13 protein-coding genes are annotated in these 12,847 nt (G+C 50.9%); 4 read left to right on the top strand and 9 right to left on the bottom strand.

The window, feature by feature from the left end; genetic code table 11:
• The first annotated feature begins 5 nt into the window (after window positions 1-5).
• Window positions 6-1,064: an SIS domain-containing protein gene (locus N7E69_RS11640; protein WP_000075420.1), complete on the top strand. Its 1,059-nt coding sequence runs from the start codon at window positions 6-8 to the stop codon at window positions 1,062-1,064.
• Between the two features lie 17 nt (window positions 1,065-1,081).
• Window positions 1,082-2,092, top strand: a complete 1,011-nt coding sequence (locus tag N7E69_RS11645; protein WP_000900307.1) for an SIS domain-containing protein — start codon at window positions 1,082-1,084, stop codon at window positions 2,090-2,092.
• A gap of 133 nt (window positions 2,093-2,225) precedes the next feature.
• Here the strand turns inward: N7E69_RS11645 and opgB are convergent, their stop codons facing one another.
• The 6 genes from opgB to N7E69_RS11675 form a co-directional block, all read right to left on the bottom strand.
• Window positions 2,226-4,517 (bottom strand): phosphatidylglycerol--membrane-oligosaccharide glycerophosphotransferase, encoded by a 2,292-nt coding sequence (opgB, locus tag N7E69_RS11650; RefSeq protein ID WP_001292722.1) that lies wholly within the window; start codon window positions 4,515-4,517, stop codon window positions 2,226-2,228.
• 282 nt (window positions 4,518-4,799) lie between these two features.
• Entirely contained in the window at window positions 4,800-5,261 is a 462-nt protein-coding gene (locus tag N7E69_RS11655) for a DUF2501 domain-containing protein (RefSeq protein ID WP_001090314.1), read from the bottom strand.
• A gap of 57 nt (window positions 5,262-5,318) precedes the next feature.
• Window positions 5,319-6,056, bottom strand: coding sequence for a DNA replication protein DnaC (gene dnaC / locus N7E69_RS11660; protein ID WP_000789238.1), 738 nt, complete (start codon window positions 6,054-6,056; stop codon window positions 5,319-5,321).
• Window positions 6,057-6,058: 2 nt separating this feature from the next.
• Window positions 6,059-6,598 (bottom strand): primosomal protein DnaT, encoded by a 540-nt coding sequence (dnaT, locus tag N7E69_RS11665; RefSeq protein WP_000098573.1) that lies wholly within the window; start codon window positions 6,596-6,598, stop codon window positions 6,059-6,061.
• A gap of 92 nt (window positions 6,599-6,690) precedes the next feature.
• Window positions 6,691-7,164 carry a threonine/serine exporter gene (locus N7E69_RS11670; RefSeq protein WP_000511329.1) on the bottom strand — a complete coding sequence of 158 codons (474 nt, stop codon included), beginning with the start codon at window positions 7,162-7,164 and terminating at the stop codon, window positions 6,691-6,693.
• Window positions 7,155-7,931 carry a threonine/serine exporter ThrE family protein gene (locus N7E69_RS11675; RefSeq protein WP_001674846.1) on the bottom strand — a complete coding sequence of 259 codons (777 nt, stop codon included), beginning with the start codon at window positions 7,929-7,931 and terminating at the stop codon, window positions 7,155-7,157. Before N7E69_RS11675 ends, N7E69_RS11670 begins: the two co-directional genes overlap by 10 nt.
• A 712-nt stretch (window positions 7,932-8,643) precedes the next feature.
• On the opposite strand from N7E69_RS11675, the gene N7E69_RS11680 reads away from it, so the two are divergent.
• Together N7E69_RS11680 and bglJ are read left to right on the top strand one after the other, a co-directional pair.
• The gene (locus N7E69_RS11680) at window positions 8,644-9,369 is read left to right on the top strand and encodes a response regulator transcription factor (protein WP_000936669.1); all 726 of its coding nucleotides are present in this window, start codon (window positions 8,644-8,646) and stop codon (window positions 9,367-9,369) included.
• A complete protein-coding gene (gene bglJ / locus N7E69_RS11685) occupies window positions 9,330-10,004 on the top strand; it encodes a DNA-binding transcriptional activator BglJ (protein ID WP_000431553.1) in 675 nt (224 codons plus the stop codon). The genes N7E69_RS11680 and bglJ overlap by 40 nt, the downstream gene beginning before the upstream one ends.
• A gap of 50 nt (window positions 10,005-10,054) precedes the next feature.
• Here bglJ and N7E69_RS11690 read toward each other — a convergent pair whose 3' ends face one another.
• The 3 genes from N7E69_RS11690 to N7E69_RS11700 all read right to left on the bottom strand — a co-directional run bounded on the left by N7E69_RS11690 (window position 10,055) and on the right by N7E69_RS11700 (window position 12,645).
• Window positions 10,055-10,513, bottom strand: coding sequence for a YbaK/EbsC family protein (locus N7E69_RS11690; RefSeq protein WP_000058276.1), 459 nt, complete (start codon window positions 10,511-10,513; stop codon window positions 10,055-10,057).
• 158 nt (window positions 10,514-10,671) lie between these two features.
• On the bottom strand, window positions 10,672-11,460 hold the full coding sequence (gene fhuF / locus N7E69_RS11695; RefSeq protein ID WP_000331543.1) for a siderophore-iron reductase FhuF: 789 nt from the start codon (window positions 11,458-11,460) through the stop codon (window positions 10,672-10,674).
• A gap of 120 nt (window positions 11,461-11,580) precedes the next feature.
• Window positions 11,581-12,645: a GGDEF domain-containing protein gene (locus N7E69_RS11700; protein ID WP_000211207.1), complete on the bottom strand. Its 1,065-nt coding sequence runs from the start codon at window positions 12,643-12,645 to the stop codon at window positions 11,581-11,583.
• Between the last annotated feature and the right edge of the window lie 202 nt (window positions 12,646-12,847).

Genomic DNA, 12,847 nt, shown 5'->3' on the forward strand with positions numbered 1-12,847 from the left:
ACACAATGTCACCAACCATGCTGACCTATATTAACGAAGAGTCTGACGTCCTGGCGAATATTATTCGCTGCCATCGCCAGTCGCTGGAAGAAGTATCGCGGTTCGCCAGCCAAAAAACGTTACGACGAATACTGATATTAGCCACCGGATCGTCATTGAATGCCGCCTTTTGCGCCCGTTATTTCTTTGAGCGCTGCGGTATCTCTATCGATATTAAAGAGCCGTACACCTTTAGCCAGTATGAGAATAGCGATCCGCAAGCCGATATGGTTATTGCTATTTCCCAGAGCGGGAAAAGCGCTTCTACCCTGGAGGCGATGCGTAAAGTTCAGGCGCAGGGACGTCCGGTATTCGCTCTGACCGCCGATCCGCAAAGCCCTCTTGGCAAGGCCAGTGATTATCCACTGGATATTCTGACCGGGATTGAGTCCGTCGGCTTTGTTACCCGTGGATTTAGCGCGACGGTACTGAATCTGTTGCTTATCGCGTTGTTAGTTGCCCGTCAGCAGCAGCTGACGGAATCGCAGGTCGAGGAGTATGTGGCGCAGCTTCAACGCATCGCGGCAACCCTGCCGTTGGTTATCGTGCGTACGGAAGCGTTTATTCACCAGCACCAGGCCGTTTTACGAAACGGGACGCGTTTTGTGGCGACAGGCTACGGCGCGCTGGTTGGGGTGGCAAAAGAGTTGGAAACTAAATTTACCGAGACGGTGCGTGTTCCCTCAAGCGGGTTTGAGCTGGAAGCCTATATGCACGGCCCGTATCTGGAAGCCAATGCGGAACACGTGATGTTCTTCTTTGAGGACCGGCCCGACGCGCGCTCCAGGGCGCTACGGGAGTATATGACGCCTGCGGTCGCCAAAACCTTTACTCTCACGCTGGCGAAGGCGGCGCAGGATGACCAGACGCTTGCGCTGGATGTAGCGGTTGATCACCATTTCTCGCCATTACTGTTGATTGTGCCGGTACAACTCATGGCGTTTCATATCGCCTCACTGAAAGGCATCGACCTTTCGGTACGCATTTTTGACGATTTCGATCGCGTTTTAAAAAGTAAAATCTGAACAATCAGGAGAAAAATATGTTGGGTTTTAATCAGGACGAGTACCTGACGAGTGCTCGTGAGATCATCGCTGCGCGCCAGAAGGCAGAACAGGTTGCTGACGAGATTTATCAGGCCGGGTTCAGTTCTTTATTTTTCGCCTCTGTTGGCGGTTCACTGGCGCCAATGATGGCAATTAATGAATTTGCCAAAGAATTAACAACGTTGCCGGTTTATGTTGAGCAGGCGGCAGAATTAATTCATAAAGGAAATAAGCGGCTGAATAAAGACTCTGTGGTTATTACGCTGTCTAAATCCGGCGATACCAAAGAATCGGTGGCGATCGCCGAGTGGTGTAAAGCACAGGGAATACGCGTAGTCGCTATTACCAAAAATGCGGACTCTCCGCTGGCGCAGGCGGCGACATGGCATATTCCGATGCGTCACAAAAATGGCGTGGAATATGAATATATGTTGCTGTACTGGCTGTTTTTCCGCGTGCTGTCGCGCAATAACGAATTCGCCAGTTACGATCGCTTCGCCAGCCAACTGGAAATTCTGCCGGCGAATCTGCTGAAAGCGAAACAAAAATTTGATCCGCAGGCGGACGCTATCGCCAGCCGTTATCATAACAGCGATTATATGATGTGGGTCGGCGGCGCGGAGATGTGGGGCGAGGTCTATCTGTTCTCCATGTGTATCTTGGAAGAGATGCAGTGGAAGCGCACGCGCCCCGTCAGCTCTGCGGAATTTTTCCACGGCGCTCTGGAGCTGCTGGAAAAAGACGTTCCGCTCATTCTGGTGAAAGGGGAAGGGAAATGCCGCGCGCTGGATGAACGCGTTGAGCGTTTTGCCAGTAAAATTACCGATAACCTGGTGGTGATTGATCCGAAAGCGTATGCGCTGGACGGCATTGATGATGAGTTCCGCTGGATCATGGCGCCCTGCGTCGTCTCGACACTGCTGGTTGATCGGCTGGCGGCGCACTTCGAGAAATATACCGGCCACAGTCTGGATATTCGTCGCTACTACCGTCAGTTCGATTATTAACAGAAAGGGGCGTGTAGCATATACAGTGCCTGATGGCGCTTCGCTTATCAGGCCTGTGCGCCAGTTTATTGATAAAGATGATGTGTAGGCCGGGTAAGGCGCAGCCGCCACCCGGCATATATGACATTCTCTTTTAACTTTCAACATTCACCACTTTGATCTCCACCATGCCAATCCCCAATTTGCGCGGCGAATGGCCCAAAATATTACCTTCGTTGGTGGAGACGGGAGCGGGCGGCGCAATGACTAAGGTATTCGCGTCCGTCGGGTTGTTGAAATGCAGCGTGATAGTGGACACATCGTGACCCAGCACCAGCGTCTGTTCTTCGTTGCCTACGCGTACCGGAATCGGCCGATTCGCGTTGTCACCGAAGGCTTTGGCGGTGATCACCAGATCAAACTTTTTCGGCAGCGGCGCTTTATATTCGATTTTAACCTCATCGCCCAACTGCGCATTTGACCAGCGCCCCCAGGACTCCGGCCGGGAAATGCCGCTAAACTGTTTCACCTCTTCCGGCGCGCCCGCGACGTTAAAGATAAAACTGTCGGCTTTGTAGCGAATGTCGTTATCAACAATCTTCAGTGTATCGACATTGCCCTGGTAACGCGTCACGTCGATGACCGTCTCTTTAAACGCCGTCTTGCCTTTCCACTGCGCTTTATCGACATGCTGTACGGTTTGCTGCCCGCCAAGCTGCCCCTGCGAGACGCACCAGTCGGTAGAGAGCGCCAGCGCCGGCGCCCATAGCTGCGCCATTTTGTAGCAGCGATCGATCCAAACGAAATTATCGCGCGGGGCGAAGTCGGCCAACTGGAACCGTAGCGGAGCGGAGTATTCACTTTCCGGTAACGGCTCGACGCGCTTATCCGATACGCGCAGTAGTAACGGCAGGCGGAAGTGGCTCCCGGAAAACGCGATCATGTTTTTGTCCCGATCGACGGTAAAATCTTTTATCTCTTTCGGGAAATTCCACAGGCGAATGATATCCGGCTTCATCGCCAGCACTTTCTCTTTTACATTCAGGAACACTTCCGACAGCGACTGCCCGGAAAGGCTGCTACGTCCCAGACCGATAAAATTATCGCCGCCGAGAATATCCAGCACCGTTGCGCCGTTGTCCATCGTGTTGCGTTTGACCGCCAGCGTCTCCTGCTGTGGTTTATCGCCGCGCAGAATGAAAAACAGATTGTTGCGATCTTGCTTATTCAGGTATTTCCAGGCCGTATTATTCATCGCCAGATGGTCGGAAGAGACGACGATAACGGTATCTTTAAACCACGGTGACGCTTTGATTTTGTTGATAAACTCGGCGATGTTTTCCTGGCTGCAACTTACGGCGCTAAAGGACTGGTTGGGCTTACCGTCGTAATCGTAGCGTTTGCGGTTGCAGGTCCGCGAGATAAAACCGTCCGGGTGATGGGTATCTACGGTCAGAGTAAACAGCGAAAAGCGCTGGCCTGAGCGGGAAAGCGCTTCAAATTTCTTCCATGCCTCATCAAGCACCGTATCGTCGTAGAAGCCCCAGTCGTTACGATAAGACGGGTCCGCCACCACCGTTTTTAGCTCTTCAGCGCCGTACAGATGATCAAATCCGTGTGATTTCAGGAACACGTCTTTCCCGGCAAAACGCAGGTTAGCGCCCTGCACGAAATAGTTCTGGTAGCCGGAGTTTTTCAGAATATCGCCGAGGCAGATATTCTGCGGGAAGAAGCTGGAAACCGACGCGGACGCATTGCCCTCAAACGGCGCAAACAGCGGAATACCACACTGGGAAGCCACCATCCCGGCGATGGTGTAATCCGTTCCCGGCAGTTGCATGGTATGGCTGAAATCCAGCCCCTCATTTTTCAGCGCGCCCAACTCTGGCGTGAGATTGGGGAACGCGTCATTATCAAAATAGGTCCGTTCCAGGCTCTCGCCGTAGATATAGACCAGATTGAGCTTCGGATTAGGAATGGTTTTTGCTGGTTCTTTATAATAAACGGCAAAATCCGGATCGCCATCGCGCATTTGTGATTTTACCAGTTCGGTAATCTGGCGAAACGCCGGGCTGGCGTCGACCGAACCCAACGCCAGCAGTAACGCCAGCAGGCTGTAACCGACATGATGAGGATGGTGACGGCGGCGGCGTAGTACCCATCCCAGCGCGCCGAATACCGCCACTAACGCCAGGGCAATGCCGATTCCCGGCAGAATATATTTGCCGACTCCCGCTCCCGTCAGACTATTCGTGAGCGTATAAAGCACTGCGTCGTTGATCCCGTCGCCGGTAAAATAGTCGCTGGCATACAGGGTAATATTCAGAATGACAAAAAGTCCCAGCACCGTGAGAGTGGCGGCAAACCACCAGGTGTTACGGCCCGCCTTCCAGGCATATATCAGCACAGAGGCGAGAAACAGAGCGACAGAGAGCAACTCGGACAACTGACGATCCTCAATAAACCAGGCTTATCGCTGGCAGGAAAAAATTTCTAACAATGTAATAGCGATGTCACATTGCTGCAATTCTAATAACTTTACACGGCGCTGTTATTTAGAATGAGTTTAGAAAGTTGGTTTTTTGATCGGCATCACTTCCTGCCATAGCGGTTAATAACAGGAAAAGACGAAGAGAAAAATCGGGTTAATGCCGTGTTGGCGGGTAAAGGGCCAAAACACGGCTTTTATCAGGGCGTCCCGGCGTGGCGCACGGTCAGAAAAACGCAGTCAGGAGAGGAAATTCAGCCCTTGCTGCAATACCAGATCGCAAGCTTTGGTTTTCACCTTTTCCGCCAGCGGCGTACTGCCGATATTATTGAGGTTCAACTGCTGGCCGTCCTTCGTCTTGAGCAACCCTTGCAGGCCGTTCAGGTAGTTAGTGTCCTGCTCCTGCTGTGTGGTATCCAACCCCAACTTGTTCAGAATCTGATTTTTAACGTTTTCCACGTTGGTAGCGGACGCCAGTTTCTGTTTGGCGCAGTACTGCAAAATACCGGCGGCATTATTCATATTATCGGCGCTGAGCGACTGGGCACCTCTGCTGAGCAGACCGGTTAGCGCAGAAAGCGACATCCCGCCCTGCTGTGCGTTCGCGCCCTGAGCGCTTAGCTGACTGGCGGCAATACCGCTGGTGGAAATCAGTACGCTGGCGATCGCCGCGCAGCACAGAACATGTTTCGCTGTATTCATGGTAATCACCTGTGTTATGCCAGCCAGGCGTCGTATCGCCCTGGAGCACGTTGCAATTTAATACTCTTTACCCGTCACCCGGCTGCGGTAACTGTCCCAGGTAAAATTAACCCATAAACTGTTGCCGAGACGCATACGGTCCATGACGCGTTCGCCAAGCATTTTCGTCATCTCTTCCATATTGCTGTTCGTCAACATGCCGGTGGGACGTTTTGACGAGGAACGACGATCGACAATTTGATTGATGATCACTTTTTCATAGCGGGATTCGGTCTGCACGCCGATCTCGTCGATCACCAGCAGATCAACGTTACTCAGATCGTTAAGCAACTGCTCTTCGCTGGTTTCCCGATTGCTGAACGTGTCTTTCATCGCTGACATAATATCCGCTACGGTGATAATCAGTACCGACTTTCCGCGCAGCAGCAGCTCGTTACAAATAGCCGCGGCGAGATGGTTTTTACCGGTTCCAGGCTTGCCGGAAAAGACAAAGCTGGCGATATTGCCGTCAAACTCATCAACGTACTGTCGGGCTTTGCTTAACGCGTTCATTTGTCCGTCGCACTCAACCCGATAGTTATCAAACGAGCAGTTCTGATGCAGCGGTCGAATGCCGGAACGGTTAAAGGTGCGCTGCATTTTCATCGCCCGATTTTCCCGCGCCAGCGCCGCCGCCCCGATCTCGCCTTGCTCTTTCTGCCACGCCAGCAGTTCTTCGCCCGTTTTAAACGCCGGTGTAATATGCGCAGGCATCATTTTTTGTAGACGCTGCATCAGGTCGCCAATATTTTTCATCGTTACCCCCTAAAACCTGGTGGAATATGATTGTCAGGTTCGCTGACGCTATTGATGTCGCGCTGCGGCATTCCGCCATTGCTGGAACGGCTGATTTGCACGCTGCGCGCCAGCTTTTGCTGCCACTGGATATGGTGAAAAACCTTACCTTCCGCCTGCCAGTAGGCGATAAACGCCGCCAGCTCTTCTGCGGTGACCGGCTCCCGAAGCGCCACGCCCCAAAGGGCAGCCTGACGCTGAAAATCCGCATCCGGTTGCCAGGCGGGATACATGGCGAATTTTCCGCAGGGAATCGCAACGGGGGCGGCTTCGGGTTCTTCGTAAAATTGTGCGTCTAACGCCACATCGCTTCCCGGACGTGATAACTTTTCTTCAAGCGCCAGCAGTTCAGCCATGCGTGCAGGCGTCACGGCATAAAAGGCAGGCGCATTATTAGCGAATACCGCCACTGCGCCGCCCGTTGACTTCGCCAGCACAGCATGATGATCGTGTAAAAGGGCGTCAATACCGATGACGTCCGACGTTAAAATTCTGGAAGACATAATGTTTCTCAATATGGAACAACAACCGAGAAGGGCGACTGTTTTTATAGTACCACACAGACCTGTAAGAACAGCAGGAGGCGTTCCACCATTCACACGCGGGGGCGTTTGCGGTACAGCCATAATCCCGGTACAGAGAGGCCAATTGAGAGCGCGCCAACAATGGAAGAGGCTTTCAGAAAATTGGTCAGCAGCGTAATCATCATCGGTTCGCTATAGCCCAGATGGCTAATTTTTACTGCGGAAATCATCGCGGTATAGGCGGAAATCCCCGGAAACATCGGGATCACGGCCGCGACGGTAAACACTTTAGGGTGAGCGAGATACCAGCGTGACCACTGAATACCAATACTGCCGACCAGCAGCGAAGCCATAAACGTCGACCATTCGATATTAAAGCCAGCGCTCATCATTAGCATACGCGAGCCATGACCCAGCGCCCCCAGTAGCGCGCACCACGGAAGCGCCCGGTGGGGAACATTAAAGACCATCGCAAACCCGACGGCGGGGATCGCAGACAAGATCATGTCCTGCATTAGCGCCAGTAAAAAGTCGATTATACCCATCCTCGTAGCCCCCATACTGTCATTGACATCACTACGCCCACACAGGTGGCTAGTGTCAACAGGCTGGCGATAGCCCAGCGCGCCAGCCCGGTATTAATATGTCCTTTAAACATATCTGCGACGGAATTAATCAGCGGAAAGCCCGGCACCAGTAGCAGTACGCTTGCCGCCATGGCGATAGTGGGCGTCTGGCTAAAGGCGGGAAGAGTGAGCATCAGCCCGGAAATCGTGGTAGCGACAAAGGCGGTAATGCAAAAATTGATCTGCGGATGTAAATGCCGCTGCGCCAGCATCTGACGGATATACATGGCTATCATACTGGCGAAAAAGGTGATAACCGCGCCATCCCAGCCGCCATTATTCAGCTTACAAAAGCAGGAGCAGGAAAGACCGACCATAAACGCCACCAGCCAGCGCGGATAACGCAGCGGGCGGAGCTGGCTAAAGCGTTTTTCCACGCCTTTGTAATCCAGCAGACGATGTTCCGCGAGGATAACGATATGCTGAACCTCCGTGACGACGTGCATATTAATGCCGCGATCCTGGTTTTTACGTGTCGATGTCAGACATTGTCCGTCTTTAATGGTCGTCAGGACAATGGCGTTAGAGGAGATCGCGCTTTCGACGCTATCCATACCGAGCGCCAAACCGAGGCGGGTGGAAAGCTCATCAACCAGTGCGCTTTCCGCCCCGTGCTGCAATAAAAACAGCCCGCATTGAATACATAACCGTGTTACTGCTCGTTGAATTGATTGCTCTTCTTGCATGACTCGTCCTGTCCAAAAAGACATTCTATGCGCCGCCACTATGACAGAGGCTTCCTTTTTAACACGAAGCGCAGGCATGATGGCGTTGGTTAAGATCAATTTCTTGTTGATAAAAACGTCAGCCGCCAGACGCAACGCATAAGCTTCTTGAGACGTGCGCTTCGTCACAGGCAGGATATCCTTATGGGCGACGGTTCTCGTATGTCCGTTTCCAGAATAGAGGCATTATGCCAGCCTGGCCGCTCATTTTTGAATCAATGATGTGGTGAATTTTATCAACGATATGCATTAATGGTTTAACCACAATGGCGTGAGCAGCGGGCGTAAAATTAGGCATGACTTAGTGTAATTCGCAGATATTACATGGGTTTTATGGATTGTAGACAGTATTGTTGGGCTTTTGTTTTAGGACTTAGCAATATGAATAAAGAGCGAACTCATATTTTAAATTTATTAATATGATGAGTTTTCGTTAGAATTACTAATGTGCAAATTTAGTTAATTTAATTGTCTTGCTTCTGGTTTTATGAGTAACTATGCGATAGTGATTTCATGTTTTTGTGCTATGTGGATTGTAGCGCAATCAATGTTAGATATTTAAAAATAAAACAAGGATAATTAATCCACTCGGTCTATATTTCTTTGCGCTCATTGTTAATAGTGTTTTTATTAATGGGGCAATGAAAGGGGGCGGCGTGGGTGCGGAGGAATTATGCTGCCAGGATGCTGCAAAAATGGACTTATTATCAGTAAAACCCCTCTTATACAGGAAGGCCTTAAAGGGGTTATAACAGGTAATTTCCCCGATTATAAACTGGCGTATTGCCGTACGATAGAAGAGCTAACGCTGCTACAGCTACGCCGAAGTAATTTAGTTATTGCTGATTTAGCAGTTAACAATGCCTCTCCCCGCGCTATCTGCGAATATTTTTATAGCTTACTCTCGCAATATCGCGACATACATTGGGTATTTCTGGTTCCTAAATCCTGCTATCCACATGCAGTTGATCTCCTGATGGGCCCCGTCAGCACCTTGCTTTCAGACGAAGAGCCAATCGAGAATCTTATTAGCGTTATCCATGCGGGAAACGCTCGCTCAGAAAGAATAAGCAAAACATTATTATCGCCTCAGGTACCGTCTGAAATTCAGCAGTCCCACGACAGGCCGATTGTCCTTACGCTGTCTGAACGAAAAGTATTACGCCTTTTAGGAAAAGGGTGGGGCATTAACCAAATTGCGGCGTTACTTAAAAAAAGTAATAAAACAATTAGCGCCCAAAAAAATAGCGCCATGCGACGCTTATCAATACACAGTAATGCAGAGATGTATGCATGGATAAACAGTTCTCAGGGAGCCAGAGAATTGAACCTACCTTCGGTATATGGAGAAACTATGGAATGGAAAACAGAATCAGCAAGAGAAATGTTGCGCTCGTAGAAAAATGCGTGATGAGCACCATTGGTATTAAAGGGCTATTTGATGCAATGCCGGATTGCCGACATACGCTTCATATTTTTTCAAAACCATCCACGTTTTATAAGGCTGCGCTAAAGACGCCGTTTTCTGCCGTTATTTTTTCTCTTTCTGCGTTAAGAACTGAACGCCGGACAGGATTATCCAGTCTGACGGAACTGGCGATAAATTATCCCCATATGCGGCGTCTGGTGATTGCCGATGATGATGCTGAAGCCCGCTTAATCAGCGCGCTATCCCCGCTGCCGCTGGATGGGGTCATCAGCAAAGCGTCGCCGTTGGATGTTTTACAGGATGCCTTATTTACATCGCTTAATAGCGCCCGGCGGACAACGGAGCGTACAGACAATCTTTGGGAACTTCACCAGAATTGTATGCTTAGTCCAACCGAGCGGGAGATTCTGCGTTTCATGTCGAACGGCTACTCAATGCCGCAAATTGCCGTCCAGTTAGAACGTAACATTAAGACTATCCGGGCGCATAAGTTTAATGTGATGTCCAAGCTGGGCGTGAGTTCTGATGCCGGGTTACTCGATGCGGCGGATATTCTGTTATATCTGCGCGCCGGAGATGCTACCGCGCTCCAGCATCGGGTATAGCCCGCGCCGGATGCGCCGTGCTTGTTCGGGGAATCCGGGGGCCAGGCACGTTATTGGCACACGTCTACCCAGGTCGCCGATGTCAGTTCAGCCATTCTTTCCGGCGTGATGCGTACCGCGCTGTGCGTGGCGCCTGCGGCAGGCAATACTTCGTTATACCCCTTCAGAGAGATGTCGCAATAAACGGGCAGCGGGTGCTCCAGCCCGAAAGGACATACGCCGCCGACAGGATGTCCGGTTGCATTGACCACTTCATCGCTGCTCAACATACGGGCTTTTGCGCCGAAAGTGGTTTTAAGCTTCTTATTATCCAGGCGGGCATCGCCTTTCGCGACCACCAGGATAATGGTGTCTTTTACTTTAAGCGAGAGCGTTTTAGCTATCTGCCCTGGCTCTACGTTGTGCGCTTTGGCTGCCAGCTCGACAGTCGCTGTACTTTGATTTAATTCGATAATTTCAATATCGGGAGCATGATCGGCCAGAAATTGCCGTACAGATTGCAGACTCATTCTTCTCTCCTGAGACCTTACTACCTTACTAATAGCCACGGTAGACCCAAAAATGGCAAAACGTAATTTGGCATACGGAGAGCGCCGCTGTAAATATAATAATGTGACAGGCCAGCAGCAGTAAGCCGTGACGATAACTGAAGGCAACGTAACGCGGTTTACTTTAGCGTGCAGTCGCCGCACTGTTGTACGTCAGGTAAGCGGTAACGTTGGCAGCAGGTTCTGCGTACCAGAAGACCGTCGCGCATTACGACGGTCCGCCACAGCGGGTTATCCTGACCGTCGGATAGCTGCTTTTCAAAAAAACAGCGCTGGCGTAGCGTTGCCAGCAGGGCTTCGCCAAGCAGCGGTTTCATCTCAGTCAGATACCAGTTGATTAAATAACCGGTATTGCTCCAGATAAGTTTCGCGTTGATGTAGCCAGTCGCCTCCAGCGCCTGAATGACCGGCTGTAGTGCGGAGACTATTAGCGTTTCCATTCGTTCTTCCGGGGAACGCTCCGTTGCCAGGTTATCCTGATGCACATCAAGCCAGAAACACGCGGCGCGCCCGGTTTCATGAAATTCAACGTGAATATGTTCTGCCGAGACATTGATAGCGCGCGCTTGCGTCAGTAATGCCAGCATCAGCGGCGGCGCCATCAGCCCGATATACCATTGCGCCCACAGGGAGAGTAACGGCTTATTTTCACGTGGCAGGCCTGGCGTGTGTCGATAGATGTGATCGGAATAGGCGGCCAGCAATGAACGAAACGTCGCGGGGCGCGTCCACTGGGCAAGAGTCATCGCCGTTGGCGGCGGCGTTTCATCCAGCCGGATGAAGTCCAACAGGTGCTTACGGGTAGAGGCGATCGTCTCGCGTACTGCGTCCGCCAGCGAGGCGTCTTCCGGCTGGGGAGCAGCTCGCCAGATAATATCGTCAGCAATCGGTGCGGAACGGTAGGCCATAGCGCAGTTTAATGATGTTAATCTAAATGATAATGATTGCTAATCCTATCGATAGCGATAAACGATGGCAAGCGGTTTATGGTTAACGCTGTTGGCGTAGCACGATTACGTCAGCAGGATTCATAGGGCGCGCATGTCGTCGCTGACCAGAATGTGGTTACGTCCAAGATGCTTGGCTTCGTAGAGCGCTTTATCCGCTTTTTCGATAGCGTCTCCGATATTGCGATCCGTCAGGGGCGCAATGCCGATACTGACAGTGACATTGGTGGCGACGCTTTCGTTAAACATATGCGGGATTTTAAGATCGTATACTTCCTGTCGGATACGTTCTGCGGTAGCGCGGGCTTGCTGTGGTTCGGCGGTGGTCAGCAACACCAGAAATTCTTCCCCGCCAAAACGGCAGACGACATCGCGCGATCGCACGGCGTCCCGAATTGCCGCTGAGACGCGGATTAACGCCTGATCGCCCATCATATGACCGTAGTGATCGTTATACGCTTTGAAATGATCGATATCCAATAGCAGGACGTAGTGTTCATGGCTGCCCGGCGCCTGTAACGTATCCAGCCGATTTTGCAGGCCACGGCGGTTATATAAGCCGGTTAATGGATCAAGCATGCTCAGGCCATTGAGGGTTTCCCGCTCGGCCAGCAGCTTAAACATGAGCTGTTGGGCAAAGTTATCGTAGCGTTTCTGGATAACATGTTGAATAGCGATTCCCACCATTGGCAGGGCCAGCAAATAGAGAATTCGCAAACCTTGTTCATTACCGTTCAGCCACAGGCAGACCGCGACTGGCGGTAGCGAATAGAGCGTAAACGCGACGATATTCGCGGCAAAGGCTATCGAGCCGATAAACAGAACGCTAAGCAGGGAAATCAGTAAAAAAGAGAAATCATAATGGCCTAACGCCGGATACTTTAGCGCAATATGCGCCGCCCATATTCCCCCAAAGAGTAGGGAGATAAAGGGGAGATTAATTCTTTTTTGTCCATATTTCCCATGCCATATCAACAGTAATACGCTCAGGACCACTATCCCGATCATTGGCGTGCAAAATACATTGATCTGATAAAGGGGGAAAACGAGAGTAAATAGCGCCGACACGGCGTTGAGAAACAAGAAAAGACGTAAAGAAAACTGATACTTCTTAATACGAAGCGACCGCCAGGATGGTGTTGTCATGGGTAATTGTCGTTATTTATCGGTGATATACACGGAATCGGGCGCCAACATGAAAATAACGTATGAGAAAAGGTCGCCTAAAACGAGGTGTTGTTGTTTTTACGTTAACAGTCGGACAATTTATCACCTTACTGAATACGTGTCATCAACCGTTAAGTAAAACTCATCTCTTTAGCTTTCACTCTGGCTGACAAATGAGAAA

The sequence above is a fragment of the Salmonella sp. 3C genome (genome assembly GCF_025426275.1).
GTDB classification, from domain to species: Bacteria; Pseudomonadota; Gammaproteobacteria; order Enterobacterales; family Enterobacteriaceae; genus Salmonella; species Salmonella enterica.

Coding starts and splice junctions, on each gene's coding strand:
- N7E69_RS11640 (WP_000075420.1), top strand. CDS start 6: ATGTCACCAACCATGCTGACCTATATTAACGAAGAGTCTGACGTCCTG.
- N7E69_RS11645 (WP_000900307.1), top strand. CDS start 1,082: ATGTTGGGTTTTAATCAGGACGAGTACCTGACGAGTGCTCGTGAGATC.
- N7E69_RS11655 (WP_001090314.1), bottom strand. CDS start 5,261: ATGAATACAGCGAAACATGTTCTGTGCTGCGCGGCGATCGCCAGCGTA.
- dnaC (WP_000789238.1), bottom strand. CDS start 6,056: ATGAAAAATATTGGCGACCTGATGCAGCGTCTACAAAAAATGATGCCT.
- dnaT (WP_000098573.1), bottom strand. CDS start 6,598: ATGTCTTCCAGAATTTTAACGTCGGACGTCATCGGTATTGACGCCCTT.
- N7E69_RS11670 (WP_000511329.1), bottom strand. CDS start 7,164: ATGGGTATAATCGACTTTTTACTGGCGCTAATGCAGGACATGATCTTG.
- N7E69_RS11675 (WP_001674846.1), bottom strand. CDS start 7,931: ATGCAAGAAGAGCAATCAATTCAACGAGCAGTAACACGGTTATGTATT.
- N7E69_RS11680 (WP_000936669.1), top strand. CDS start 8,644: ATGCTGCCAGGATGCTGCAAAAATGGACTTATTATCAGTAAAACCCCT.
- bglJ (WP_000431553.1), top strand. CDS start 9,330: ATGGAAAACAGAATCAGCAAGAGAAATGTTGCGCTCGTAGAAAAATGC.
- N7E69_RS11690 (WP_000058276.1), bottom strand. CDS start 10,513: ATGAGTCTGCAATCTGTACGGCAATTTCTGGCCGATCATGCTCCCGAT.
- fhuF (WP_000331543.1), bottom strand. CDS start 11,460: ATGGCCTACCGTTCCGCACCGATTGCTGACGATATTATCTGGCGAGCT.
- N7E69_RS11700 (WP_000211207.1), bottom strand. CDS start 12,645: ATGACAACACCATCCTGGCGGTCGCTTCGTATTAAGAAGTATCAGTTT.